This is a genomic window from Curtobacterium sp. NPDC089991 (genome assembly GCF_044748425.1).
Classification (GTDB): domain Bacteria; phylum Actinomycetota; class Actinomycetes; order Actinomycetales; family Microbacteriaceae; genus Curtobacterium.
In genome coordinates this window covers 769,744-795,219 of record NZ_JBIVGB010000001.1, presented here as the reverse complement: position 1 = coordinate 795,219, position 25,476 = coordinate 769,744, and the positions used below count along the sequence as shown (strand labels likewise).

Genomic DNA, 25,476 nt, shown 5'->3' with positions numbered 1-25,476 from the left:
CACGTCCGGAACCGGCAGCGCCCGACACGACCACGGAGGTGACCGGTGGCTGACCCCAAGGGATTCCTCAAGGTCCAGGAACGCGAACTGCCCGCACGGCGCCCCGTGCCCGTCCGGCTCATGGACTGGAAAGAGGTCTACGAGCAGCAGGAGTCCGGTGCCCTCAAGCGCCAGGCCGGCCGCTGCATGGACTGCGGCGTGCCGTTCTGCCACCAGGGCTGCCCCCTCGGCAACCTGATCCCGGAGTGGAACGACCTGACCTGGCGGGGTGAGGGCCGTCAGGCGATCGAGCGACTGCACGCGACGAACAACTTCCCGGAGTTCACGGGCCGGCTGTGCCCCGCTCCGTGCGAGTCGTCGTGCGTGCTCGGCATCAACCAGCCGCCCGTGACGATCAAGCAGGTCGAGGTCGCGATCATCGACGAGGCGTTCCAGAACGGCTGGGTCACCCCGCACCCGCCGGAGCGCCTGACGGGCAAGACCGTCGCCGTCGTGGGTTCCGGCCCCGCCGGGCTGGCCGCCGCGCAGCAGCTCACGCGCGCCGGTCACACCGTGGCCGTCTACGAGCGCGACGACCGCATCGGCGGGCTGCTCCGCTACGGGATCCCGGACTTCAAGATGGAGAAGCGCCAGATCGACGCGCGCCTGTCCCAGATGCAGGCCGAGGGCACCCGCTTCCGTGCGGGCGTCGAGATCGGCCGCGACATCACCTGGGACGACCTGAAGTCGCGCTACGACGCGGTCGTCGTCGCCACCGGCGCGACGGTGCCGCGCGACCTGCCGATCCCGGGGCGCGACCTCGAGGGCGTGCACTTCGCGATGGACTACCTGGTCCAGCAGAACAAGGCGAACGCCGGCACCCGGGTCGACAACCAGCTGACCGCCGAGGGCAAGCACGTCGTCGTGATCGGCGGCGGTGACACCGGTGCGGACTGCATCGGGACCGCGCACCGGCAGGGTGCCCTGAGCGTGACGAACCTGGCGATCGGCAAGCAGCCGCCGCTGGAGCGTCCGTCCGAGCAGCCGTGGCCGATGTTCCCGACCGTCTTCGAGGTGACGAGCGCCCACGAAGAGGGCGGCGAGCGGCACTTCCTCGCCTCGACCGTCGAGTTCCTGGCGAACGAGGCCGGCGAGGTCCGGGCGCTCCGGGTCGCCGAGACCGAGTACCTCGACGGCCGTCGCGTGCCGAAGGCCGGCTCCGAGCGTGAGATCCCCGCAGACCTCGTCCTCGTCGCGATGGGCTTCACGGGTCCGGAATCCGACACGATCGAGCCGCAGCTCGGTCTGCCGACGACGGTGTCCGGTGCGCTCGACCGCCGCGCCGACTACACGACGAACGAGGCGGGCGTGTTCGTCGCCGGTGACGCCGGCCGCGGGCAGTCCCTGATCGTCTGGGCGATCGCCGAGGGCCGTGCCGCGGCGGCGAAGGTCGACGAGTACCTCGAGGGCTCGACGATCCTGCCGGCGCCGGTGAAGGCGACCGACCGCGCGATGTCGGTCTGAGATGACGGATCGCCGCATGACCAACCACCACCAGATGCTCACCCCCCGGTGAGCGAGGGGCCACCAGCACTCGATAAGGTGCTGGTGGCCTCGCTTCGTTCCGCGCGGCCCCACAGCGCGGAAACCAGAGCATCACCCACCACCACGAAGGAATCCATTGAGACGCGCAAAGATCGTTTCGACGCTCGGACCGGCAACGTCGGACTACGAGACCGTCAAGGAGATCATCGAAGCGGGCGTCGACGTCGCCCGACTCAACCTCAGCCACGGTGACTACAGCGTCCACGAGGCCAACTACGTGAACGTCCGTCGCGCTGCCGAGGAGCTCGGCAAGCCGGTCGCGATCCTCGTCGACCTGCAGGGTCCGAAGATCCGTCTGGCCAAGTTCGCCGACGGCCCGCACGACCTGGCGGTCGGCGACGTGTTCACGATCACGACCGAGGACGTCCCCGGCTCCAAGGAGATCTGCGGCACGACGTTCAAGGGCCTGCCCCAGGACGTCAAGCCCGGCGACCCGCTGCTCATCGACGACGGTCGGGTCCGCCTGCGCGTGCTCGACACCGACGGCGTCCGTGTCCGCACCGAGGTCGTCGTCGGCGGCACCGTGTCGAACAACAAGGGCATCAACCTGCCCGGCGTCGCAGTGAACGTCCCCGCGCTGAGCGAGAAGGACGAGGCCGACCTCCGCTGGGGCATCCGCCAGGGCGCCGACCTCATCGCGCTCTCGTTCGTCCGCAACGCCTCGGACGTCGTCCGCGCGCACGAGATCATGGACGAAGAGGGCAAGCGCCTCCCCGTCATCGCGAAGATCGAGAAGCCGCAGGCCGTCGACGCGCTCGAGGAGATCATCGACGCCTTCGACAGCATCATGGTCGCCCGCGGTGACCTCGGCGTCGAGCTCCCGCTCGAGGCCGTCCCGATCGTGCAGAAGCGGGCCGTCGAGCTCGCCCGCCGCATGGCGAAGCCGGTCATCGTCGCGACCCAGATGCTCGAGTCGATGATCTCGTCGCCGATCCCGACCCGCGCCGAGACCTCCGACGTCGCGAACGCCGTCCTCGACGGTGCGGACGCGGTCATGCTCTCGGGCGAGACCAGCGTCGGCGAGTACCCGGTGCAGACCGTCCGCACGATGGCCCGCATCGTCGAGTCGACCGAGGACCACGGCCTCGAGCGCATCGCGCCGCTCGGCACGAAGCCGCGCACCCTCGGCGGGGCGATCACCCTCGCCGCGGTCGAGATCGCGGAGTTCACCGAGGCCTCGTACCTCTGCGTGTTCACCGAGTCCGGCGACTCGGCGCGCCGCATGTCGCGTCTGCGCCACGGCCTGCCGATCATCGCCTTCACCCCGAACGAGGCCACGCGTCGCCGCATGGCGCTCACCTGGGGCGTCCGGTCGTTCCTGGTCGAGCGCAAGACCCACACCGACGAGCTCTTCTCGCAGGTGGACGACGTCCTGCTCGAGAACGGCCTGGCCGCCCCCGGCGACCGCGTCATCGTGACGGCCGGTTCGCCTCCCGGGATCGAGGGCTCGACGAACGACCTGCGCGTGCACCGGGTGGGCGACGCCCACGCCGAGGCCGCTCCGGCCTACGTGCGGGACTGATCCGCAGGATCCCGACGCCGACAGGGCGCGGACAGGAGGCACGGCGCACGACCACGCGTCGCCTCCGGTCCGCGCCCTGCCGCGTTCCGCCCGGACGCCGGACGCCGGACGCCGGACGCTGGACGCGCCGCGGCTGCGCCCCGCCGTGGTCGTCGCGCCCCCGCACACCGGGGCGCGACGGCGTCTGCGGGGCGCGACAGCCCGGCCCGACACCGACGCCCGTCGCGTCCCATCCGGGCGCGGACGGAAGGCACGGGGCACGTGGTGCGCGCAGCCTCCGGTCCGCGCCCTGTCGCGTCCCGCCGCCAACGTACCCGTGGTGCGCCCCGCCGTGGTCGTCGCGCCCCCACACACCGGGGCGCGACGGCGTCCGCGGGGCGCGGACAGGAGGCACGGCGCACGACCACGCGTCGCCTCCGGTCCGCGCCCTGCCGCGTCCCCACGGCCCTGGTGGTGACCACCGGTCGGCCGCAGGCGGCAGGATGGCTGCTGTGAGCCTCCAGACCGAACACCCGGCGCCGCGCGCCGACGTCCGCCGCTGGCGTCGCTACCTGGCCGACGAACGCGCCGAGGGCGCGGTCTACCGGAACCTGGCCGCGCGGCGGTCCGGCGAGGAACGCGAGATCCTCGCCGCGCTGGCCGAGGCCGAGGGACGGCACGAGCAGCACTGGCTCGACCTGCTCGGTGACGACGTCGGACGTCCGCAGCGGGGCAGTCTGCGCACCCGGGTCCTCGCGACACTTGCGAAGCGGTTCGGGTCGGTGTTCGTCCTCGCGTTGATGCAGCGCGCCGAGGACCGCTCGCCGTACGCCGACGACGACGACGCGACCGCGAGCATGGCCGCCGACGAGCGCATCCACGGCGAGGTGGTGCGCGGGCTCGCGAACCGCGGTCGGATGCGGTTGTCGGGCACGTTCCGCGCGGCGGTCTTCGGCGCCAACGACGGACTCGTGTCGAACCTGGCCCTCATCATCGGCATCAGCGCGTCGGGCGCCGACCGGCACTTCGTGCTGCTGAGCGGCATCGCGGGCCTGCTCGCCGGAGCCCTGTCGATGGGTGCGGGGGAGTACGTCTCGGTCCGGTCGCAGCGCGAGCTGCTCGAGGCGTCCGCACCGCACCCCGAGGCCGGGCGCGCCGTGGCGGACCTCGACGTCGACGCGAACGAGCTCGCTCTGGTGTACCGCGCCCGCGGGATGGCCGAGGCTGAGGCGACCGAGCACGCAGCGCACGTGCTGTCCGGCATCGGTGAGCGACACCCGTCGACCGGTCCGGTCACCGTCACCGACGACCACGAGGCGGTGGGCAACGGCCTGAGCGCCGCGGTGTCGAGCTTCCTGTTCTTCGCGTCGGGCGCGATCATCCCGGTGCTGCCGTTCCTGTTCGGCATGCAGGGCTGGGCGGCCATCGCGGTCGCCGGCACGCTCGTCGGACTCGCCCTGCTCGGCACCGGTGCGGTCGTCGGCGTGCTGAGCGGTGCGTCGCCGGGCAAGCGGGCGTTCCGGCAGCTGGCGATCGGGTTCGGCGCCGCGGTCGTGACCTACGCGCTCGGGCTGCTGTTCGGGACGGGCACCGCGTAGCGGCGGACGGGGCACCGCCTACCGGCGGACGGCGGCTCGCGGCGGGAGCAGCAGCAGGGCCGCGGCACCGACGACGATGAGGGCGATGCCCGCGAAGACCATGAACACCGTGAGCGCGAGGCCGGGCGCGACGAGCACGACGACACCGCCGAGGATCGACAGCACGCCGCTCACCAGCGTCGGCACCCGGGACGACCCGGGGTGGCCGACGAAGCCGCCCACGATCGACACGATGCCCTCGACCACGAAGCCGACCCCGGCGAGCACGGCGTAGACGACCAGGGGGATCGCGGGGTCGAGCAGCGCGACGAGTCCGGCGACCGCGACGAGCGCACCGACGATCCCGGAGGTCCACCGCCACACCGTCGGCGTCCCGTGCCCGCGCGCCGCAGCCACGACCCGCAGGGCGCCGGCGACGACGAGGTACACGCCGAACAGCAGCGCCACGAGGACGAGCGACGGCCGGGGCCACACGATGGCGACGATCCCCAGGGCGATCGCGACGACCGCCGTGACGACGACGAACACCCGGAACGTGCGGACGGCACGAGAATCCACGGACACTCCTCCTGATCGGACCGCTGGAGTCCCGAACGCTACCCGGCCGACGGCGAGCCCGTGCGGTCCTCGGACGAGCGGGCGTGAGCCCGTGCAACCGGATGCAACCCCCGTGGTCGTACGGTGCGAGCAGCACGCGAACCGTGCGTGCCCCGACAGCGTCGTCGAAAGGCCACCACCATGACCATCGCACCATCGCCCACCAGCTACGCCGCACCCGGCGAACCGGGCTCGCTCGTGCAGTACCGATCGCGGTACGACCACTTCATCGGCGGCGAGTACGTCCCGTCGGCGAGCGGCCAGTACTTCGAGAACCCCACCCCCGTCACCGGCAAGGTCTTCACCGAGGTCGCGCGCGGTGACTCCACCGACGTCGACCGTGCGGTGGCGGCGGGCTGGAAGGCGTTCCCGACCTGGGGGCGGACGAGCGCCGCCGAGCGCGCGGTCATCCTCAACAAGATCGCCGACCGCATGGAGGAGCACCTCGAGATGCTCGCCGTCGCCGAGACGTGGGAGAACGGCAAGCCGATCCGCGAGACCCTCGGCGCCGACATCCCGCTCGCGATCGACCACTTCCGCTACTTCGCCGGAGCGATCCGCGCACAGGAGGGCTCGGCCGGCGAGATCGACCACGACACCGTGGCGTACCACTTCCACGAACCGCTCGGCGTCGTCGGACAGATCATCCCGTGGAACTTCCCGATCCTGATGGCGGTGTGGAAGCTCGCACCGGCCCTGGCTGCGGGCAACTGCGTCGTGCTGAAGCCCGCCGAGCAGACCCCGGCGTCGATCCACGTGCTCGTCGAGCTCATCCGCGACCTCCTGCCCGCCGGCGTGCTCAACGTCGTCAACGGCTTCGGCATCGAGGTCGGCGCACCACTCGCCCAGCACCCGGACATCCGGAAGATCGCGTTCACCGGCGAGACCACCACCGGTCGGCTGATCATGCAGTACGCCTCGCAGAGCCTCATCCCGGTGACGCTCGAGCTCGGCGGCAAGAGCCCGAACGTGTTCTTCCCCGACGTCGCTGCCGAGAAGGACTCGTTCTACGACAAGGCACTCGAGGGCTTCACCTTCTTCAACCTCAACCAGGGCGAGGTCTGCACGTGTCCGTCCCGGGCGCTCGTGGCGAAGGAGATCTACGACGGGTTCGTCGCCGACGGCCTCGACCGGGTGCGCGCCGTCAAGCAGGGCCACCCGCTCGACCTGTCCACGATGATCGGCGCCCAGGCGTCGAACGACCAGCTCGAGAAGATCCTGAGCTACATCGACATCGGCAAGCAGGAGGGCGCGAAGCTGCTCACGGGCGGGGAGCGTGCGGACCTCGGCGGGGAGCTCTCCGGCGGGTACTACGTCACGCCGACGGTGTTCGAGGGAGTCAACTCGATGCGGATCTTCCAGGAGGAGATCTTCGGTCCGGTCCTCGCGCTGACGTCCTTCAGCGGCTACGACGACGCGATCGCCACGGCCAACGACACCCTCTACGGACTCGGTGCCGGGGTGTGGAGTCGCGAGGCCACCACGCTGTACCGCGCCGGACGTGACATCCAGGCCGGACGGGTGTGGTCGAACACCTACCACCAGTACCCGGCCGGTGCGGCGTTCGGTGGGTACAAGCAGTCCGGCATCGGGCGCGAGAACCACAAGATGATGCTCGACCACTACCAGCAGACCAAGAACCTGCTCGTGTCCTACGCCGATGGTCCGATGGGCTTCTTCTGATGCCCGACACCGCACGCGTGGCGGTCACGCCGGCGGCGGGGGAGCTCCTGCGCACCCTCGCCGCCCGGCACGGCCCGCTGATGTTCCACCAGTCGGGCGGCTGCTGCGACGGCTCGAGCCCGATGTGCTACCCCGTCGGCATGTTCCGGACCGGCTCCGGCGACGTCCTGCTCGGGGCACTCGAGGTCGACGGCATCGACCCCGTCGAGGTGTACATGTCGGTGTCGCAGTTCGAGTACTGGAAGTACACGCACCTGACGATCGACGTCGTCGACGGGCGGGGCGGCGGGTTCTCGGTCGAGAGCCCCGAGGGCAAGCGGTTCTTGACCCGGTCGCGGATGTTCGACGACGCCGAGCTGGCGGATCTCGGCCTGGTCCCGGTCGCGCAGCGGACGTAGGCTGGCCGTACTCGTCGCGACGGTGCGGCGGGTGGGGTCGATCGGAGGACGCATGCGCGCACCCGACCGGCTCCGCCCGCTCGTCGCAGCGTCCTGGCGGCGGTCCGCGGCGGTCGACCCGGACGGCGTGCCATCTCTTGCACTCGGTGACGACGAGCTCGACGCCGCCCGCCGGGACGGCCCGCTCGCCACCCTGCTGCCCGTGGTCCGGCACCTGCTGCTCGACGACACCCGGTCCGCCGGCTGCGTCCTGGCAGTCGGTGACGCCTCCGGTCGGCTCGTGTGGGTCGACGGCGCGCGGACGGCCCGACGTGCGGCCGAGGACATGGGCTTCGTCCCAGGCGCCGACTGGGCCGAGGACCGCGTCGGCACGAGCGCGCCCGGTACCGCCCTGCGGCTCGACCGGCCGGTGCAGATCCGCTCCGACGAGCACTACGCGAACGCCGTCAAGCCGTGGTCGTGCACCGCAGTGCCCGTGCACGACGCCCACGGGGCCACCGTCGGCGTGCTCGACCTGACAGGCGACGACCGGGCCGTCGAACGGCACACCCTCTCGCTCCTCGCGGCCACGGTCGCCGCCGCCGAGGCGCAGCTCGCCTTGGCCGCGAGCCGGTTGCCGAGGCCCGCCGCGTCGACGCCGCGCGCGCCCGGCGCGGAGCTGACGGTCCTCGGCACCGACACCGCCGTCCTGCGCGTCCACGACCGCCGGGTCCACCTGTCCGCGCGGCACTCCGAGCTCCTGGTCGTCCTCGCCGCCCACCCCGACGGGTTGGCGGCCGCCGACCTCGCGCACGCCGTGTACGGCGACGCCGGCGCCGTCGTGACGCTGCGCGCCGAGGTGGTGCGGCTCCGACGGGTCCTCGCGGAGCACGCGTCGGGCGTGACCGTGACGTCGCGACCGTACCGGGTGACCGGGATGGCGACCGACGTCGACACGGTGCTGTCCGCGCTCGACCGCGGGGCGCGCCTCCAGGCCGTCGACCGGTACACCGGGCCCGTCTTGCCGGGGTCGGCTGCGCCGGGGGTGGACGCCGTGCGCGACCTGGTGCGCGGTCGGTTCCGCGAGTCGGTCGTCGCGGACGGCAGCGTCGAGGCGCTGCTCGCGTGGGCGCGGACGCCGGACGGGGCGGCGGACGCGCGCGTGCTCCGCGCGCTGCTCGCGGTCCTGCCGCGGCGGTCGCCGCGACGAGCCGGTCTCGTGGCGGCGATCGAGGCGCTCGAGGGTCCCTGAGCCGGTCGGGACGACCCGGCCTGGAGGCACGCCCCGCGCGGTCGGGACCGCCGACGGTGCGCTCCTCCCGGCCTGGTGATCAGGAACCGGAGGTCGGCGCCGGCGTGGTGGTCGCGTCGGGCGTCGGCGGAGTGGGCGTCGTGGGCTTCGCACCGTCCTTCGGCGGGGTGGGTGCCGTGGTCTTCGCACCGTCCTTCGGCGGGGTGGGTGCCGTGGGCTTCGCACCGTCCTTCGGTGGGGTGGGTGCCTTCCCCTCGTCGCCCTTCGGCGGCACGGGCACCGTCGCGGTGTCGCCGGCCTTCGGCAGCGCCGTGCAGCCGGGCGCCGTCGCGGGGCCGCCCTCGTGTGGTGCGGGCACCGTCGCGGTGTCGCCGTCCGACGGAACCGGGGCCGGTGTGGTCGCGCTGTCCGGTGCACCGCTCGGCGCACCGGTCGGGGCGCTCGGCGCCGGGGTCGTCGTCGCGGCGTTCGCCGTGGCGATGCCGAACCCGCCGAGCACCAGCACCGCGGCTGCGGCCGTGCCGATCCCGACCCGTCGCAGGAGTGCGCCGCGTCGCGGGGTGGCGGCGGTGGTGGGCGAGTCGTCTCGTTCGTCGAGCATGGTGGTTCCGTTCCGTGACCGGGCGGATCCGGGTGATCCGCCGCTGGAGACGACGCTCGAGTCCGAATCTGAAGCATGCCTGAAGCACAGGGGTTCTCCAGCGTCCTCCATGCTCGGTGGCCGCCGGAGCGTCCTACGGTGTCCGCCGTGCCTGTTCCCGCTCGAATCCTGGTCGTCGACGACGACGACTCCATCCGGACCTCCGTCGCGACGACCCTGCGTGCGGAGGGCTTCTCGGTCGCCGAGGCATCCGACGGACGCGACCTCGTCGAGGACCTCCGACGCGCCGCACCCGACCTCGTCCTGTTGGACTGGATGCTGCCCGGGCCGAGCGGCATCGTGCTCGCCGGCCGGGTGCGCTCCACCTCGGACGCCGCCGTCGTCATGATGACCGCGCGGGACGAGCTCGACGAGCGCTTGCGCGGCTTCGCCGAGGGTGCCGACGACTACGTGGTGAAGCCGTTCGCGATGGCGGAGCTGGTGGCGCGGGTGACGGCGGTGCTCCGGCGGCGCGGGCGGATCCCGTCGGTCGTCGAGGTCGGCGACCTCGTCCTCGACCCGGACGCCGCCACCGCTCGGCGTGCCGGGGTCCTGCTCGACCTCACCGCGACGGAGTTCCGCCTGCTGCGGTTCCTCGCCGAGAGCCGGGGCCGCACCGTGTCGAAGGGGCAGATCACGACGCAGGTGTGGGGCTACGACGACGTCGCGGCGAACGTCGTCGAGGTCCACCTCAGCGCCCTCCGACGCAAGATGGAGGTGCACGGGCCGCGGCTCGTGCACACCGTCCGCGGCCTCGGGTACCGGCTGAGCGACGAGCGGACGGCGGCGTGAGGGTCCACAACGGTCCGCTCCGAACGACCTCGTTGCGGCTGCGCACGGTCGTCGCGATCGTGGTCCTGCTCGCGGTGCTGCTCGCCGGGCTGGCGGTCGCCGTCGAGGTGCTGCTCGGCATCCGACTGCGCGCGCAGGCCGAGGACCGGCTCCGTGACCGGGCGTCGGCCGCCGCGGCGCTCGTCGGGACCGTCGACGCCGAGGACCTCGCCGACCGGCTCTCCGCGCAGGGGCTGTCGGTGCGCATCGTCCGGCCGGACGGCGGGGCCGTCGAGGCCGGTCCGACGCCGGACCAGCTGCGGACGGGCCCGCCGGACCCCGGCAGCCTGCCGGCAACGGTTCCGCGCGGCAGCGCACTCGTCGGCGGGACCACACCCACGGCCGCGGCGACGCCGACGACCACCGAGGACGGCGCCACGGTCACGTCGTCGTCCGTGCGCGAGGACGACGGGGTGCTCACCCTCGTGAGCCGGCTCGACGACGGCACCCGCATCACGCTGACCGTCGGCACCCGCGACGTGCAGGACACCCTGGTGCAGCTCGGCTGGGTCATGGGCGGTGCCTCCGCGGCGTTCCTCGGGGTCGCCGTGCTCGGTGTGGTGCTCGTCGTCCGCCGGTCCCTGCGGCCGCTCGACGAGATGGCGACCACCGCGCGGTCGATCGCGGGCGGCGACCGCGGACGGCGACTCCGGCCCTCGCGGCAGGACACCGAGATCGGTCGCGTCGCCGTCGCCATGGACGAGATGCTCGACGCCGTCGAGGGCGCGGAGCGTGACGCGGTCGCCGCGGAGGCACGGGTCCGCTCGTTCCTCTCCGACGCCGCGCACGAGCTGCGGACGCCGGTCGCCGGGGTCCGGGCAGCGGCCGACACGCTCGTGCGCGACGGTGGCGGCGACGTCGCCACGCGCGAGGTGCTCGCCGTGCACGTCGTCCGCCAGGCCGACCGAGCCGCACGGCTCATCGAGGACATGCTCACGATGGCTCGGCTCGACCGGGGGATCGAACTCGACCGACGACCGGTGGACCTCGGCGCCTTCCTGGTGGCGGAGGGCGACCGGCTGCGGTTGCGGCTGCCGTCCGTCGCGCTCGAGGTCGTGGTGCCCGAGCGGCCCGTGTGCGCCGACGTCGACCCCGAGCGGCTCGCCCAGGTCGTCGGCAATCTCGTCGACAACGCCGCCCGCGCTGCCGGACCCGCCGGCCGGATCGTCGTCTCCCTCGACGACCGGGGTGCGGGCCCCGCGCTCCGGGTGGCGGACGACGGTCCGGGCATCCCGGCCCAGGACCGCGTGCGGGTCTTCGACCGACTCGTCCGCCTCGCGGCCGCTCGCGACGCCCGTTCCGGCGGGGCCGGACTGGGCCTGCCGATCGCACGGGGCATCGCCGAGGCGCACGGCGGGTCCCTGCAGCACGCCGACGACCGAGAAGGCGGCGAGGGCGACGTGCTCGGCGGTGCGGTGTTCGAGCTGCGGCTGCCGGCGGCGGTCGAGGGGCGGGGGTCCTGCTAGCCTGGAGGCCTCGCGAGTGTGGTGGAATCGGCAGACACGGGGCACTCAAAATGCTCTGCCTCACGGCGTGCGGGTTCAAGTCCCGCCACTCGTACAACGCGGCTGTTCTGTCCACGGATCGCCGTGTGCTGACATGAAGCACTTCTGACGTCTAGTAGGCTTGCGGCTGTGAGTGACACAGAAGCAACTGCAACAGCACCGCGCCGCGTCGTCGTCGCCGAGGACGAGTCGCTCATCCGCCTCGACATCGTCGAGATCCTCCGCGACAACGGGTTCGACGTGGTCGGCGAGGCCGGCGACGGCGAGACCGCCGTGCAGCTCGCCACCGACCTCCGCCCCGACCTCGTCGTGATGGACGTCAAGATGCCCCAGCTCGACGGCATCTCCGCAGCCGAGAAGCTGTCCAAGAACCACATCGCTCCGGTGGTCCTCCTCACGGCGTTCAGCCAGAAGGACCTCGTCGAGCGTGCGACCGAGGCCGGCGCGCTGGCCTACGTGGTCAAGCCGTTCACCCCGAACGACCTGCTCCCCGCGATCGAGATCGCCCTCTCTCGGTACCAGCAGATCATCACGCTCGAGGCCGAGGTCGCCGACCTGGTCGAGCGCTTCGAGACCCGCAAGCTCGTCGACCGCGCCAAGGGCCTGCTCAACGAGAAGATGGGCCTCACCGAGCCCGAGGCGTTCCGCTGGATCCAGAAGGCCTCGATGGACCGCCGTCTGACCATGCACGACGTCGCCAAGGCGATCATCGAGCAGCTCAGCGCCAAGAAGTAGTACCACCCGTCGCTCACACCAGCGCCGTCGGACCCCGGTCCGGCGGCGCTGCTGCGCTCCCGGGCGCGTGGCGCGCTCGGTGTGTGTGCATGTTCCGACACGACACCGGTCGATCGACGCGTGTTCTGTCGCAGTGTGCAGACGCATCGTCTGCGTGTGCATGTTGCGACACGACACCAGTTGATCGACGCGTGGTCTGTCGGAGTGTGCGGACGCATGCGCTCGCGGCCACGGGCGCGTGGGGCGGTGGAGGCGACCACCTGGCAGGCTGGAGCCGTGGACGACGTGGTGATCCGGGCCTCCCGGCCTGACGACATGCCGGCGGTGGCCGACCTGCGGTGGCGGTGGAGTGTGGGCGAGGGCGGCGCCGAGCCGGCCGCGACGCCGGACGACTACCGCGCGGCCATGACGGCCTTCGCCCGCGAGCACCCGGACACGCACCGGTGTGTGGTCGCGGAGCGCGACGGTGCGGTGCTCGGCATGGCGTGGCTCGGACTCGTCGCCCGGCCGCCGACCCCGGACCGGCCGGGCCGACGCCTGACCGCCGACGTGCAGACCGTCTACGTGCACCCCGACCTGCGCGGGCTCGGCGTCGCCGGACGACTCGTCACCGCGCTGCTCGACATCGCGGGCGACCTCGGCGTCGAGCGGACCTCGGTGCACTCGAGCGTCGACGGGGAGCGGCTCTACCGGCGGCTCGGCTTCGGCGACGCTCGGCTGCTGCTGCAGCGTCCGCCCGAGGACTGAGCGCCCGGTGCCTCAGCCGCGCGCGGGGAGCTGCTGGAGCGTCCAGGCGTTGCCGTCCGGGTCGGTGAAGAAGACGAAGCGACCCCAGGCCAGTTCGTCGACACCGATCGCGTTCACGCCGAGCCCCTGCAGGTGGGCGAGAGCCTCGTCGGCGTCGGGGACCACCACCTGGACGGACTTCAGCGACCCGGGCTGGACGTCCGGGGACATGATGCCCTCGCCGAACGCGATCGAGCACGCCGACCCGGGCGGGGTGGCCTGCACGAACCGCACGTCGTCGGACACGCGCTGGTCGTGGTCGATCGTGAAGCCGATGCGTTCGTAGAACTCGCGGGCCCGGTCGACGTCGCTGACGGGGAACATGACGAGTTCGATCTTCCAGTCCATGACGGACTCCCTGCGTGCGTGCGAGGGGTTCAGTGCTGTTCGCAGTTCAGCGTGCCTCGCGGATGAGGTTGGTGATGCGGACGGTGGAGCAGCGGCGCCCCTGGTCGTCGGTGAGCACGATCTCGTGCGTGGTGAGCGTGTTGCCGAGGTGGATCGCGGTGCAGACACCGGTGACGGTGCCGGACGTGGCGCTCCGGGTGTGCGAGGCGTTCAGCTCGATGCCGACGGCGTAGCGGCCCTCGCCGGCGTGCACGTTGGCGGCCATCGAACCGAGGCTCTCGGCGAGGACGACGTAGGCGCCCCCGTGCAGCAGTCCGACCGGTTGACGGTTGCCCTCGACCGGGATGCTGCCGACGGCGCGGTCGGCCGACATCTCGGTGATGACCATGCCCATCTTGTCGGCGAGCTCGCCCATCCCGCGGGCAGCGAGCCGCTCGTCGACGTTCCCGGTGATGGTGGCTTCGTCGGTCACGCGCTCGAACTCCCGTGTCGGATGGCGTCGGTAGGCTGTCCGGGTGTCGGACTCCGCAAAGCCTACCCTCATGGTCATCGACGGCCACTCGCTCGCCTTCCGGGCCTTCTACGCGCTGCCGGTCGACAGTTTCGTGAACCGCGACGGGCAGCACACGAACGCCATCCACGGCTTCATCTCGATGCTGCTCATGCTCCTGCAGCGCGAGAAGCCGACGCACCTGGCGGTGGCGTTCGACATCTCCCGGTTCTCGTTCCGCACCCGTGAGTACGAGGCGTACAAGGGCACCCGCTCCGAGACCCCGGCCGAGTTCAAGGGGCAGATCCCGCTGCTGCAGCAGGCGCTCGAGGCGATGGGCATCACGACGGTGACGAAGGAGGACTACGAGGCCGACGACATCCTCGCGACCCTGTCGTCCCAGGGTGCTGCGCAGGGGTACCAGGTGTACGTCGTCTCCGGCGACCGCGACGCCATCCAGCTCGTCAACGACGACGTGACGCTGCTGTACCCGTCGGTCCGTGGCGTCTCCGAGCTCACCCGGTACGACCGCGACAAGGTGTACGAGCGCTACGGCATCGAGCCGCACCAGTACCCGGACATCGCCGCGCTCGTCGGCGAGACCAGCGACAACCTGATCGGCATCGACAAGGTCGGCGAGAAGACCGCGGTGAAGTGGGTCACGCAGTACGGCTCGCTCGAGGGGGTCCTCGAACACGCGGACGAGATCAAGGGCGTCGTCGGCAACAACCTGCGCGAGCAGCAGGACCGTGCCGTCCGCAACCGCCGGCTCAACCGCCTGGTCACCGACGTCGAACTGCCCGTCGGTCCGGCCGACGTCGCGCTCCGGCCCCTCGACGAGACCGCCGTGCGCGAGCTGTTCGCCAAGCTGCAGTTCCGCACGCTGCTCGACCGCGTCTTCAAGGTCGCCGGCTCCGGTGAACCATCCGAGCAGCCGGCAGAGGGCGGGGTGACCGACGGCGCCGCGACCCCGCCGTCGGTGAAGACCCTGATCGACGAGGAACTCGGGTACTGGCTCGAGCGCCGCAACGCGTCCGAGGCGGCGAACGGCTACGGCGTCGCGGTCGAGGTCATCGACGGCCGACTCAGCACCATCGGCATCGCCACCCACGACGACGCCGTCCAGGTGCCCGGTGGCAGCGGCGCGAAGGACTACGAGCAGCTGTCGGCGTGGTTCGCCTCCGACGCCCCGAAGCACTTCCACGACGCCAAGACCGCGATCAAGGTGCTCGCGACCGCGGGCTTCGTCGTGAACGGCATCGCCGGCGACGCACGCATCACGGGCTGGCTCGCCCAGCCCGGCAAGCAGGGGCAGCCGCTGGCCGACCTCGTCTACCAGGAGCTCGGCGAAGAGCTCCCCACCGCCGACCCGAACCAGCTCGTGCCGGAGACCGACCCGGTCAACGTCGGCGTCCACGCGTGGTTCGTCCTGCGGGTCACCACGGCGCTCCGTGCCCGGATCGACGAGTCGTCGCTCAAGGTCCTCGACGACATCGAGCTCCCGCTGGTGTCGGTGCTCGCGAGCATGGAGACGATCGGTGTCGGCATCGACCGACCGGTGCTCACGGGGTTGTCGAAGGAACTGGGGGAGCGTGCCGCCGACCTGGCGCAGCAGGCGTTCGCCGAGATCGGGCACGAGGTGAACCTCGGGTCCCCGAAGCAGCTGCAGGAAGTCCTGTTCACCGAGCTCGCGATGCCCAAGACCCGCAAGACGAAGACCGGGTTCTCGACCGACGCCGCGAGCCTGGCCGACCTGCAGGAGCAGCACCCGCACCCGTTCCTCGGCTTGCTCCTGCAGCACCGCGACGCCACGAAGCTCCGCCAGATCGTCGACACGCTCGACGCGGCGATCGTCGACGGGCGCATCCACACCCGGTACGAGCAGACCGGCAGCAGCACCGGCCGCATCTCGTCGACCGATCCGAACCTGCAGAACATCCCGGTGAAGACCGCGGTCGGACGCCGGGTCCGGTCGGCGTTCGCCGTCGCGGAGCCGTACACGACGCTCATCACGGCCGACTACTCGCAGATCGAGATGCGCATCATGGCGCACCTGTCCGGCGACCCCGGTCTCATCCAGGCCTTCAACGAGGGCGAGGACCTGCACCGCTTCGTCGGCGCCCGCGTGTTCGGTGTCGAGCCGGCCGAGGTCTCCGCCGAGATGCGCACCAAGGTCAAGGCGATGTCGTACGGCCTGGCCTACGGGCTGAGCGCGTTCGGGCTGTCGAAGCAGCTCCGCATCGAGCAGTCCGAGGCCCGGACGCTCATGACCGAGTACTTCGCCCGCTTCGGCGCCGTGCGCGACTACCTGCGCAACGTCGTCGAGCAGGCGCGCGAGGACGGCTACACCGAGACGATCTTCGGTCGTCGCCGGCCGTTCCCGGACCTGAAGAGCCCGAACCGCGTCCTGCGCGAGAACGCCGAGCGCGCTGCGCTGAACGCGCCGATCCAGGGCTCGGCGGCCGACATCATGAAGATCGCGATGCTCGGCGTCGACCAGGACCTGCGCGACGGCGGACTCGAGTCGCACCTGCTGCTCCAGGTGCACGACGAGCTCATCCTCGAGGTCGCGCCCGGTGAACAGGACCGCGTCGAGGAGATCCTGCGCACCCGGATGGGCAACGCCGCCGAACTCACCGTGCCGCTCGACGTCTCGGTCGGTCTCGGCGCGAACTGGGAGAGCGCGGCGCACTGACCGCGGGTCGCGACGCGACCACAGGACGGACGGGAGGCCCGGTGCCAGCTGGCACCGGGCCTCCCGTCCGTTCGTGGCCGGGCCCTCAGGCCGGCATCGCGACGACGCCGAACACCTCGCCCTGGGGGCCGAGCACGATCGCCGAGCGCCCGAACGGGCTGTCGAACGGTTCCATCAGGGCGGTCCCGCCCCGCTGGACCGCCAAGTCGACGGTCCCGTCGGTGTCGTCCGAGCCGAACCACGTCAACCAGTACGCCGGGACGCCCTCCGGCAGGCCGCCTGGTGGCGCGAAGACGCCGGCGACCGGGTCGGCCTCGGCGGGCGCTCCGGGCAGCTTCGCCGAGGCGTAGGGCTCCGACGGATCGCCGAACACGTCGTACGACCAGCCGAACAGGGCCGTGTAGAAGGCCTTCGCCGCCTCGGCGTCGCGCGTGTGCACCTCGGCCCAGCACGGAGCACCGGGCTCGTTGACCCGACCGGAGCCGTCGTGCGCCCCTGCCTGCCAGAGTCCCACGACCGCACCCGTCGGGTCGGCGGCGATCGCCATCCGACCGGCATCGAGCACGTCGAACGCGGGTGTCAGGACGCTGCCGCCTGCGGTGATGACGCGAGCGGTGATGGCATCGACGTCGTCGGTGGCGAGGTACGCCGTCCAGCTCGGTGGCTGTCCCTCGCCCGTGAGCGGACCGATCCCGGCGACCGGGCGGCCACCGAGGAGCGCCGTGACGTACCCACCGGCCTCGGCGGGGCCGTCTTCGACGTGCCACCCGAACACGTCGGTGTAGAAGGTGCGGGCCGCGTCCACGTCGGGCACACCCAGGTCGGACCAGCAGGGCGTGCCCTCGGTCCAGCGACCATCGTGTTCGGACATGCAACATCCTTTCCTCTGACCGGACGGTCCCGGTGGCCACGATCCTAGGACCGCTGTCCGTCGTCCGAGCCGGTCGGTAGGGTCGGAGCATGAGCGAAGAGCGTCCCGTCCGCCAGCAGACCGCCGTCGACCGCGTGGCCGAGGGATGGGTCGCCACCCTCGTCGACCTCGACCCGACGACGGCCACGTACATCGGTGTGCCGGGTCGCACGGGGGAGTACGGCGACACCTCGCCCGCCGGCGCGGCCGCCCTGGCCGACGCGGCACGGGCGGCGAAGCGCGAGCTCGACGCCGCGGCCGTGGTGGACCCAGTCGACGAGGTCACGAAGGCGGACCTCGGTGCCGAACTCGACCTGGTGCAGGAGTCGTACGCGCGGAAGCTGCACCTCCGCGACCTCAACGTGATCGCGAGCCCGGCCCAGTCAGTCCGCGAGATCATCGACCTGATGCCGACGGCGACCGAGTCGGACTGGCACGACGTCGCCAGCCGACTGCACGCGCTGCCGGACGCGCTCGAGGGCATCCGCGAGACCCTGCTCGAGGGCACGCGCGAGGACGTGACCCCGGCGAAGCGGCAGGTCGCCCTGGTCGCGGAACAGGCTGCCCGCAACGGTGCCGAGGACGGCTTCTTCCGCCGGCTCGCCGAGGGTGCGGCGTTCGACGACGGCTCTCCCGTGCCGGACTCGCTCCGTGCCGAGCTGACCCGAGGGGCCGAGGTCGCGTCGGCTGCGTACCGGAGCCTCGGGCAGTTCCTCGAGCACGAGCTGCTGCCGCTCGCCACCCCGGTCGACGCCGTCGGGCGCGAGGCCTACGAGCTGCACTCCCGCCGGTTCCTCGGTGCCGTCGTCGACCTCGACGAGACGTACGAGTGGGGCCTCGAGGAACTCGCCCGCATGCGTGACGAGCAGGAGCGGATCGCGGACCGGATCGAACCGGGTGCGAGCGTGGCCCGGGCGATCGAGGTGCTGGACACCGACCCGTCGCGGATCCTGCACGGCACGGACGCGCTGCAGCGCTGGATGCAGGAGACGAGCGACGCCTCCGTCGCGGCGATGGCCGGCACGTACTTCGACATCCCGGACCCGATCCGCCGGCTGGAGTGCCGCATCGCCCCGACGCAGGAGGGCGGCATCTACTACAGCGGGCCGTCCGACGACTTCTCGCGCGCTGGCCGGATGTGGTGGTCGGTGCCCGAGGGCGTCACCGAGTTCGGCACCTGGCGCGAGAAGACGACCGTCTACCACGAGGGCGTCCCCGGCCACCACCTGCAGATCAGCCAGGGCGTCTACAACCGCGGTGAGCTGAACACGTGGCGTCGCCAGCTGTCCGGCTCGTCCGGACACGTCGAGGGCTGGGCGCTCTACGCCGAGCGCCTGATGGAGCAGCTCGGGTTCCTCGACGACGACGGCGACCGGCTGGGCATGCTCGACGGCCAGCGCATGCGTGCCGCCCGCGTGGTGCTCGACATCGGCGTGCACCTGCAGAAGACCAACCCGGACGGCGGCGGCTGGACGTGGGAGTACGCCCTCGACTTCATGCGCGAGAACGTGAACATGGACGACGCGTTCGTGCAGTTCGAGGTCGCGCGGTACTTCGGGTGGCCAGGACAGGCGCCGTCGTACAAGGTGGGCCAGCGCGTGTGGGAGTCGATCCGCGACGAGGTCGCCGCCCGCGAAGGCGCCGACTTCGACCTGAAGTCGTTCCACCGTCGTGCGCTCGCCCTCGGCAGCATCGGTCTCGACACGCTGCGGAGCGCGCTGCTCGGCTGACGCGCGGGTGACACGCCCGGTTGTGGGGGCTCCGCCGGTGCGGTTAGACTTGTGCGGCGCAATCCGCGCCACTCAATCAATCGCCACGGCGGAGCACCACGGGGGTCTCGACTCCCCGCACGCCACGGCCCGACTCATGTCCGTTCGGAGCAATCTCTACATGACAACCACTACGACCAAGGCTCCTAAGCAGGTCGCCATCAACGACATCGGTTCGGCTGATGACTTCCTGGCCGAGGTCGAGAAGACCCTGAAGTTCTTCAACGACGGTGATCTCATCTCCGGCACCGTCGTGAAGATCGACCGCGACGAGGTCCTCCTCGACGTCGGTTACAAGACCGAGGGCGTCATCCCCTCGCGCGAGCTCTCGATCAAGCACGACGTCGACCCCAACGAGGTCGTCAAGGTCGGCGACGAGGTCGAGGCCCTGGTCCTCCAGAAGGAGGACAAGGAAGGCCGCCTCATCCTGTCCAAGAAGCGTGCGCAGTACGAGCGCGCATGGGGCGACGTCGAGAAGATCAAGGAGTCCGACGGCGTCGTGACCGGCACGGTCATCGAGGTCGTCAAGGGTGGCCTGATCGTCGACATCGGTCTCCGCGGCTTCCTCCCCGCCTCGCTCATCGAGCTCCGTCGCGTCCGCGACCTCACGCCGTACCTCGGCCAGGAGATCGAGGCGAAGATCCTCGAGCTCGACAAGAACCGCAACAACGTGGTCCTGTCGCGCCGTGCGCTCCTCGAGCAGACGCAGTCCGAGTCCCGGACCACGTTCCTCAACAACCTGCACAAGGGCCAGGTCCGCAAGGGCATCGTGTCCTCGATCGTCAACTTCGGTGCGTTCGTGGACCTCGGCGGCGTCGACGGTCTCGTCCACGTCTCCGAGCTCAGCTGGAAGCACATCGAGCACGCCAGCGAGGTCGTCGAGGTCGGTCAGGAAGTCACCGTCGAGATCCTCGAGGTCGACCTGGACCGTGAGCGCGTGTCGCTCTCGCTCAAGGCGACGCAGGAGGACCCGTGGCAGGTCTTCGCCCGCACCCACGCGATCGGTCAGATCGCACCGGGCAAGGTCACGAAGCTCGTCCCGTTCGGTGCCTTCGTCCGTGTTGCCGATGGCATCGAGGGGCTGGTGCACATCTCCGAGCTCTCGAACAAGCACGTCGAGCTCGCCGAGCAGGTCGTCTCGGTCAACGACGAGGTCTTCGTCAAGATCATCGACATCGACCTCGACCGTCGCCGCATCTCGCTCAGCCTCAAGCAGGCGAACGAGGGCGTGGACCCCGAGGGCACCGAGTTCGACCCGGCGCTCTACGGCATGCCGACCGAGTACGACGACAAGGGTGACTACAAGTACCCGGACGGCTTCGACCCGGAGACGAACGAGTGGCTCGAGGGCTACGACACCCAGCGCACCGAGTGGGAGGGCCAGTACGCGGCCGCCCAGGGTCGTTGGGAAGCCCACAAGGCGCAGGTCGCGAAGACCATCGCCGACGAGGAAAAGGGTGGCTTCGACCTCCCGGCCGGCGCATCGACGTCGTCCGCTTCCTCCTCGTCGTCGTTCTCGAGCGAGACCGGTGGTGCAAGCCCCCTCGCCGACGACGCTTCGCTGGCGGCGCTCCGCGAGAAGCTCAGCTCGACCAACTGATCGAGCGAGTCGCACTGACCGGAAGCCCGGCATCCCCCAGGGGGTGCCGGGCTTCCGGCGTTTCCACGCTGCGGGTCGTTAGCCTGTCGCAGTGCGCATCATCGGTCTCACGGGCGGCATCGCCGCGGGCAAGTCGACGGTCTCCAAGCGGTGGGCGGAGCACGGCGGCATCGTCGTCGACGCCGACCGGCTGGCACGGGATGCCGTCGCACCCGGCAGCCCTGGGCTCGCGCAGGTCGCCAAGCGGTTCGGCTCCTCGGTGATCACGGCCGACGGCTCGCTCGACCGTCCCGCGCTCGGAGCGATCGTGTTCTCCGACCCGGCGGCACGCAAGGACCTCGAGGCGATCACCCACCCCGAGGTCTGGCGGCTCGCGCAGCGTGCCTTCGACGCGGCCGAGGCCGCCGACCCGGACGCGGTCGTCGTGTACGACGTACCCCTGCTCGCCGAGGCCCGCGGATCCCGCCCGCTCCGGTTCGATGCGGTCGTGGTCGTCGACGCCCCCGCTGCGCAGCGCATCGAGCGGCTGGTGGAGCACCGTGCCATGGAACGCGACGAGGCCGAGCGCCGGGTGGCCGCACAGGCGAGCGACGCCGACCGACTCGCACTCGCCGACCACGTCGTCGACGCGACGGGCACCCTCGACCAGACGATCCGATCGGCCGACGAGGTGTGGTCGCGGATCACCTCGTGAAGCACCGTCTGCTGCTCGTCCTCGCCGCGATCGTGCTCGTCGCGATCGGCGGCGGTGCGCTGGTCGCGGCGAACCTGCTCGGTGCGCAGCGCATCGAGGACGAGGGACGCGTCCCCACGATCGACCGCTCGCACGCCGACGAGCCACCGTCGGGCGACGAGCGCGGACCCGAGGGGGAGTTCCACCGCTTCCGGCTCGGCACCGTGGGCGGCGAGCGGCTCACCCCGAACCGCGACGACTTCGCCGCCCGCACCTCGGCGGACGGCCCCCTGCTGCTGTTCCTGCCCGCCACGAGGTCGCGCCCGGCGGAGTACCAGCGGTTCCTCGGGCAGGCCCTGGCGGACGGGTACCACGTGCTCGGGCTGGACTACTGGAACCTCGGTCGCACCCTGTCCGGCACGTGTGAGTCCGACGCCCGCTGCTACGGCATGGTGCAACGCAACCGGTTCGACGGCACCCGTCAGTCCGAGTTCAGCTCGGTGACGCCCGCCGGGTCGATCGTGTCGCGTTTCCGTGACGCGGTGGCCTACCTCGACGACCACGACCCCGACGGCGGGTGGGGCCGCTTCGTGCAGGGTGACGACGACATCGCCTGGCAGGACATCGTCGTGGCCGGACACTCCCAGGGCGGCGGCGAGGCGGCGTACATCGCGCACATCCGGTCCGTCCGCGGCGCGCTGATGTTCTCGTCGCCCGTCGAGTCACGGGGGCCGTCGCACGCGGCGTGGATGAACCGCCCCGGCAAGACCCCCGTCGACCGGATGTACGCCGTCGACGACGTCCGCGACACCTTCGGCCCGCGGATCACCGGGTCGTGGCGGGTCCTCGGGCTCGACGGCGTCGACGGCCCCTTCCGGACGGACACCGATCCACCGCTCGCCGGCGCGGACCCGCACGCGATCCTGACCGACGTCCGGGGCCGGGGGAAGGCGCACTCGTTCATCATCAAGGACTCCACGCCGCTCGGACCGGACGGGGAACCCAGGATTACCGCGCTCTGGCAGTGGATGCTGCACCGGTTCCCCTCTGACGGCTCATAGGCTCGCGCAATAGCCTCTGCTGGTGCAGCCCGTCGACGGAGAACCCGATCTGCGCTCGCTCATCCGCGACCGCGCGGCGGAGAGCCCCGAGCGCCCCTACCTGGAGGACGCCCGTTCTGCGCGCGTCCTGACCTACCGAGCGCTCGAGGATGCCGTGACCGCCTGGTCCGCGACGTTCGACGCGATCGGCGTGCCCGCCTCCGGAGCCGTCCTCGTCGACGTCGGCGACCCCCTCGCGTTCGCCGTGGTGCACCTGACCGCCGTGGCGACCGGGCGCCGTGCCGTCCCGGTGGACACCGGACAGCCGGCGACCGAGCCGGCCCGACTCGCCGACCTGATGGGCGGGGCCTCGATCGTGGTGTCGGACCGTGCCGTGGACGGGACCGTCCCCGGGGTGCCCGCCAGCGGGGTCGACGCGGCCACGTTCCTCCCGGCAGCCGTCCGTGACGGTGACGTGCCCACGCAGAGTCCGGACGCACCGGGCGAGGGGTCCGTGGTGCTCTTCACCTCCGGGTCGACCGGCGCTCCGAAGGGCGTCGAGCTGCCGGAGTCGCAGCTGCTGTTCGTCGCGCGGGCGGTCGCGCTGCACAACGGGTTGACCGGCCGCGACCGCGGGTTCAACTCGCTGCCGTTGTTCCACGTCAACGCCGAGGTCGTCGGCCTGTTGGCGACGCTCGTCGCCGGGGCGACGCTCGTGCTCGACGTGCGCTTCCGGCGGACCGGGTTCTGGGAACTGCTCGCCGAGCGGCGCATCACCTGGCTGAACGCGGTGCCGGCGATCCTCGCCGTGCTCGCGAAGACCGGGCCACTGGACTTCCCGGAGGGCCTCCGGTTCGTCCGGAGTGCTTCGGCACCGCTGCCGGACCCGGTGCGCACGGCACTCGGGGACGTCCCGCTGGTCGTGAGCTGGGGGATGACCGAAGGTGCGTCGCAGATCACCGCGACGCCGCTCGACGCGCCTGCTCGCCCCGGGACCGTCGGCGTGCCCGTCGGGTCCGAGGTGCAGGCACGCGGCGAGGACGGCGCAGCCCTGCCCGCCGACGAGGTCGGTGCACTGTGGGTGCGCGGCCCGGGGATCGTCGGGCGCTACCTGTTCGGGCGCGCATCCGACCGCTTCGACGCCGACGGCTGGCTGAGCACGGGAGATGTGGGATCCGTCGCTGCGGACGGCTGGGTCTCGCTCGCCGGACGCTCCGACGACGTCATCAACCGTGGCGGCGAGAAGGTCTACCCCTCCGAGGTCGAGGACGTCCTGCTCGGCGACCCCCGGGTGCTCGAGGCCGTCGTGGTCGGGCGGCCGGACGAGGTGCTCGGGGCCGTCCCGGTGGCGTACGTGATCCTGCAGCAGGGCGAAGCCGACGCAGCGGACGCAGCCGACGCGGTCGACGCCGCTGCGGCGCCGGTCGACGCCGCTGCGCTCGTCGCCGACCTGACCGCGCGCGCCGAGGCCCACCTGACCCGCTTCCGCCGCCCCGTCGAGATCATCGTGGTCCCCGACCTGCCGCGCGCGCCCACCGGCAAGGTGCAGCGGGCGAAGGTGCGGACGATGGCGCAGCCGTCGTGACCGGCGCCCAGCCGCAGGCCCAGCCGCAGCCGCAGCCGCAGCCGCAGCCACAGGCCCAGCCGCAGCCGCAGGTCCAGACCCCGACCCGCACCGCGGCGGGCAAGCCACGCCACCTGTACGAGGTCGACGTCCTCCGGATCCTGACCTTCGCCTGCGTCATCGGCGTGCACACCACCAGCCACACCGCCGCCTCCGACGACGTCGGCCTGAACGCGCTGCTCGCCCTGCTGCACTTCACCCGGCTCGTCTTCTTCTCGCTGACGGCGTTCGTGCTCGTCTACAGCTACACGCTGCGACCGCGGCCGATGGCGCAGTTCTGGCCGAAGCGGTTCCTGCTCGTCGGGGTGCCGTACCTGGCGTGGTCGTTCGTGTACGTCGGGTCGAGCTGGCTCCTCAGCAGCACCCGTCGGGGCGACGTGCCCGACCTGGTGCGCACCCTCGCCGAGGGCATCGTCACCGGCTCGTCCTGGTACCACCTGTACTTCCTGCTCGTGACCATGCAGGTGTACCTGCTGCTGCCGGTCGTCGTGTGGCTGGTCCGGAAGACCCGCGGGCACCACGTCACGACGCTCGTCGTGGCGCTGGTGGTGCAGCTCGTCGAGTTCGCCGGCTACAAGTACTTCCCGGCGAGCGACGCCTGGCTGCACGGGTACCAGAAGCAGTTCTTCTTCTCGTACGTGTTCTTCATCGTCTCCGGGGCGATCGCCGCCGACCACGCCGACGCGTTCCTCCGGTTCATCCGGGTGCACCGCCGGGCCGTGCTCTGGGCGTTCGCCGGCGTCGGCGCGCTGACGCTCGGCGTCTGGGCGCTCCAGGTCGCCCTCGGCCAGTCGCTCTACGCCGCCGGGACACCGCTGCAACCGATCGAGGCCGTGTGGAGCACCGCGGTCTTCGTCGGGTTCCTGGCGATCGGTGCGCGCTGGGCGGATCGTCGGCGTCCCGGCAGCCCGGTCGCGCGCTTCATCGACTACGCCTCGGACCGGTCGTTCGGGATCTTCCTGAGCCACCCGTTCCTCATCTGGATCCTGCTGTACGGCGACAGCTGGCTCGAGGCCGTGGTGCCGCGGCCGTGGCTGACGCTCGTCACGTACCTGCTCGTGGTGGTGCTGTCCGTGGCGGTCACCGAGGCGTTCCGGTGGACTCCGCTGAGCGTGCCGCTCACCGGCCGGCCGTCGCTCGCGTCCCGCGCCCAGCGTCGGGCGCGCAGCCCGCAGCGCTGACCCGTGCGTTCCGGGCGTCCCTGGTCGGTCCTCCCGACCAGGGACGCCCGTTCCTGC

Annotated in this window: 22 protein-coding genes and 1 tRNA gene; 18 read left to right on the top strand and 5 right to left on the bottom strand. The window is 71.6% G+C overall.

Annotated features, from left to right (window positions below; translation table 11 throughout):
- Nucleotides 1–45: 45 nt before the first annotated feature.
- The 3 genes from ACIPV1_RS03805 to ACIPV1_RS03795 all read left to right on the top strand — a co-directional run bounded on the left by ACIPV1_RS03805 (nucleotide 46) and on the right by ACIPV1_RS03795 (nucleotide 4,683).
- Nucleotides 46–1,503: a glutamate synthase subunit beta gene (locus tag ACIPV1_RS03805; RefSeq protein WP_123937804.1), complete on the top strand. Its 1,458-nt coding sequence runs from the start codon at nucleotides 46–48 to the stop codon at nucleotides 1,501–1,503.
- Nucleotides 1,504–1,660: 157 nt separating this feature from the next.
- Nucleotides 1,661–3,106, top strand: a complete 1,446-nt coding sequence (gene pyk, locus ACIPV1_RS03800; protein WP_123294333.1) for a pyruvate kinase — start codon at nucleotides 1,661–1,663, stop codon at nucleotides 3,104–3,106.
- 482 nt (nucleotides 3,107–3,588) lie between these two features.
- A complete protein-coding gene (locus ACIPV1_RS03795) occupies nucleotides 3,589–4,683 on the top strand; it encodes a VIT1/CCC1 transporter family protein (RefSeq protein WP_131920086.1) in 1,095 nt (364 codons plus the stop codon).
- Nucleotides 4,684–4,701: 18 nt separating this feature from the next.
- Here ACIPV1_RS03795 and ACIPV1_RS03790 read toward each other — a convergent pair whose 3' ends face one another.
- The gene (locus ACIPV1_RS03790) at nucleotides 4,702–5,241 is read right to left on the bottom strand and encodes an HdeD family acid-resistance protein (protein WP_185021071.1); all 540 of its coding nucleotides are present in this window, start codon (nucleotides 5,239–5,241) and stop codon (nucleotides 4,702–4,704) included.
- A gap of 180 nt (nucleotides 5,242–5,421) precedes the next feature.
- On the opposite strand from ACIPV1_RS03790, the gene ACIPV1_RS03785 reads away from it, so the two are divergent.
- Genes ACIPV1_RS03785 through ACIPV1_RS03775 form a run of 3 tightly spaced genes read left to right on the top strand, consistent with a single transcriptional unit; the run spans nucleotide 5,422 to nucleotide 8,592 of the window.
- On the top strand, nucleotides 5,422–6,963 hold the full coding sequence (locus tag ACIPV1_RS03785) for an aldehyde dehydrogenase family protein (protein WP_123294335.1): 1,542 nt from the start codon (nucleotides 5,422–5,424) through the stop codon (nucleotides 6,961–6,963).
- Entirely contained in the window at nucleotides 6,963–7,361 is a 399-nt protein-coding gene (locus ACIPV1_RS03780; protein WP_131920090.1) for a DUF779 domain-containing protein, read from the top strand. The genes ACIPV1_RS03785 and ACIPV1_RS03780 overlap by 1 nt, the downstream gene beginning before the upstream one ends.
- Before the next feature lie 52 nt (nucleotides 7,362–7,413).
- Nucleotides 7,414–8,592 carry a GAF domain-containing protein gene (locus ACIPV1_RS03775; RefSeq protein WP_131920092.1) on the top strand — a complete coding sequence of 393 codons (1,179 nt, stop codon included), beginning with the start codon at nucleotides 7,414–7,416 and terminating at the stop codon, nucleotides 8,590–8,592.
- A gap of 79 nt (nucleotides 8,593–8,671) precedes the next feature.
- On the opposite strand, the gene ACIPV1_RS03770 is transcribed toward ACIPV1_RS03775, so the two are convergent.
- Nucleotides 8,672–9,193: a hypothetical protein gene (locus tag ACIPV1_RS03770; protein WP_402725780.1), complete on the bottom strand. Its 522-nt coding sequence runs from the start codon at nucleotides 9,191–9,193 to the stop codon at nucleotides 8,672–8,674.
- Between the two features lie 147 nt (nucleotides 9,194–9,340).
- Here ACIPV1_RS03770 and ACIPV1_RS03765 point away from each other — a divergent pair, with 147 nt between their 5' ends.
- The 5 genes from ACIPV1_RS03765 (at nucleotide 9,341) to ACIPV1_RS03745 (ending at nucleotide 13,050) form a co-directional block, all read left to right on the top strand.
- Nucleotides 9,341–10,024, top strand: a complete 684-nt coding sequence (locus tag ACIPV1_RS03765; RefSeq protein ID WP_402725779.1) for a response regulator — start codon at nucleotides 9,341–9,343, stop codon at nucleotides 10,022–10,024.
- Nucleotides 10,021–11,529, top strand: a complete 1,509-nt coding sequence (locus tag ACIPV1_RS03760; RefSeq protein WP_402725778.1) for an ATP-binding protein — start codon at nucleotides 10,021–10,023, stop codon at nucleotides 11,527–11,529. Before ACIPV1_RS03765 ends, ACIPV1_RS03760 begins: the two co-directional genes overlap by 4 nt.
- A 12-nt stretch (nucleotides 11,530–11,541) precedes the next feature.
- Nucleotides 11,542–11,623 (top strand) — tRNA-Leu (locus ACIPV1_RS03755).
- 74 nt (nucleotides 11,624–11,697) lie between these two features.
- Nucleotides 11,698–12,303, top strand: a complete 606-nt coding sequence (locus ACIPV1_RS03750; protein ID WP_071291723.1) for an ANTAR domain-containing response regulator — start codon at nucleotides 11,698–11,700, stop codon at nucleotides 12,301–12,303.
- Nucleotides 12,304–12,579: 276 nt separating this feature from the next.
- Nucleotides 12,580–13,050, top strand: a complete 471-nt coding sequence (locus tag ACIPV1_RS03745; RefSeq protein ID WP_402725777.1) for a GNAT family N-acetyltransferase — start codon at nucleotides 12,580–12,582, stop codon at nucleotides 13,048–13,050.
- Nucleotides 13,051–13,062: 12 nt separating this feature from the next.
- Here ACIPV1_RS03745 and ACIPV1_RS03740 read toward each other — a convergent pair whose 3' ends face one another.
- A complete protein-coding gene (locus tag ACIPV1_RS03740; RefSeq protein ID WP_123937815.1) occupies nucleotides 13,063–13,437 on the bottom strand; it encodes a VOC family protein in 375 nt (124 codons plus the stop codon).
- Between the two features lie 46 nt (nucleotides 13,438–13,483).
- A complete protein-coding gene (locus ACIPV1_RS03735; protein WP_111084165.1) occupies nucleotides 13,484–13,852 on the bottom strand; it encodes a PaaI family thioesterase in 369 nt (122 codons plus the stop codon).
- Between the two features lie 100 nt (nucleotides 13,853–13,952).
- Here ACIPV1_RS03735 and polA point away from each other — a divergent pair, with 100 nt between their 5' ends.
- Nucleotides 13,953–16,622, top strand: a complete 2,670-nt coding sequence (gene polA, locus ACIPV1_RS03730; protein ID WP_123294360.1) for a DNA polymerase I — start codon at nucleotides 13,953–13,955, stop codon at nucleotides 16,620–16,622.
- Nucleotides 16,623–16,707: 85 nt separating this feature from the next.
- Here polA and ACIPV1_RS03725 read toward each other — a convergent pair whose 3' ends face one another.
- Complete coding sequence (locus tag ACIPV1_RS03725) at nucleotides 16,708–17,493, bottom strand: VOC family protein (protein WP_402725776.1); 786 nt, start codon at nucleotides 17,491–17,493, stop codon at nucleotides 16,708–16,710.
- An 89-nt stretch (nucleotides 17,494–17,582) separates the two neighbouring features.
- Between ACIPV1_RS03725 and ACIPV1_RS03720 the strand changes: the two genes are divergently transcribed.
- The 6 genes from ACIPV1_RS03720 (at nucleotide 17,583) to ACIPV1_RS03695 (ending at nucleotide 25,419) form a co-directional block, all read left to right on the top strand.
- Nucleotides 17,583–19,262 carry a DUF885 domain-containing protein gene (locus tag ACIPV1_RS03720; protein ID WP_402725775.1) on the top strand — a complete coding sequence of 560 codons (1,680 nt, stop codon included), beginning with the start codon at nucleotides 17,583–17,585 and terminating at the stop codon, nucleotides 19,260–19,262.
- A 160-nt stretch (nucleotides 19,263–19,422) separates the two neighbouring features.
- Nucleotides 19,423–20,901, top strand: coding sequence for a 30S ribosomal protein S1 (gene rpsA, locus ACIPV1_RS03715; RefSeq protein ID WP_111083948.1), 1,479 nt, complete (start codon nucleotides 19,423–19,425; stop codon nucleotides 20,899–20,901).
- A gap of 91 nt (nucleotides 20,902–20,992) precedes the next feature.
- Nucleotides 20,993–21,595, top strand: a complete 603-nt coding sequence (coaE, locus tag ACIPV1_RS03710; RefSeq protein WP_123937821.1) for a dephospho-CoA kinase — start codon at nucleotides 20,993–20,995, stop codon at nucleotides 21,593–21,595.
- On the top strand, nucleotides 21,592–22,635 hold the full coding sequence (locus ACIPV1_RS03705) for a BPSS1187 family protein (RefSeq protein WP_402725774.1): 1,044 nt from the start codon (nucleotides 21,592–21,594) through the stop codon (nucleotides 22,633–22,635). The genes coaE and ACIPV1_RS03705 overlap by 4 nt, the downstream gene beginning before the upstream one ends.
- Before the next feature lie 22 nt (nucleotides 22,636–22,657).
- Nucleotides 22,658–24,199, top strand: coding sequence for a class I adenylate-forming enzyme family protein (locus ACIPV1_RS03700; RefSeq protein WP_123937827.1), 1,542 nt, complete (start codon nucleotides 22,658–22,660; stop codon nucleotides 24,197–24,199).
- A complete protein-coding gene (locus ACIPV1_RS03695; RefSeq protein ID WP_123937830.1) occupies nucleotides 24,196–25,419 on the top strand; it encodes an acyltransferase in 1,224 nt (407 codons plus the stop codon). The genes ACIPV1_RS03700 and ACIPV1_RS03695 overlap by 4 nt, the downstream gene beginning before the upstream one ends.
- Nucleotides 25,420–25,476 lie beyond the last annotated feature (57 nt).

Bases quoted from the DNA above. Each gene is read 5' to 3' on its own strand.
- ACIPV1_RS03740 (WP_123937815.1), bottom strand. From the start codon at position 13,437: ATGGACTGGAAGATCGAACTCGTCATGTTCCCCGTCAGCGACGTCGAC.
- ACIPV1_RS03720 (WP_402725775.1), top strand. From the start codon at position 17,583: ATGAGCGAAGAGCGTCCCGTCCGCCAGCAGACCGCCGTCGACCGCGTG.
- ACIPV1_RS03785 (WP_123294335.1), top strand. From the start codon at position 5,422: ATGACCATCGCACCATCGCCCACCAGCTACGCCGCACCCGGCGAACCG.
- rpsA (WP_111083948.1), top strand. From the start codon at position 19,423: ATGACAACCACTACGACCAAGGCTCCTAAGCAGGTCGCCATCAACGAC.
- ACIPV1_RS03735 (WP_111084165.1), bottom strand. From the start codon at position 13,852: ATGGGCGAGCTCGCCGACAAGATGGGCATGGTCATCACCGAGATGTCG.
- ACIPV1_RS03775 (WP_131920092.1), top strand. From the start codon at position 7,414: ATGCGCGCACCCGACCGGCTCCGCCCGCTCGTCGCAGCGTCCTGGCGG.
- ACIPV1_RS03770 (WP_402725780.1), bottom strand. From the start codon at position 9,193: ATGCTCGACGAACGAGACGACTCGCCCACCACCGCCGCCACCCCGCGA.
- ACIPV1_RS03725 (WP_402725776.1), bottom strand. From the start codon at position 17,493: ATGTCCGAACACGATGGTCGCTGGACCGAGGGCACGCCCTGCTGGTCC.
- ACIPV1_RS03795 (WP_131920086.1), top strand. From the start codon at position 3,589: ATGGCTGCTGTGAGCCTCCAGACCGAACACCCGGCGCCGCGCGCCGAC.
- ACIPV1_RS03780 (WP_131920090.1), top strand. From the start codon at position 6,963: ATGCCCGACACCGCACGCGTGGCGGTCACGCCGGCGGCGGGGGAGCTC.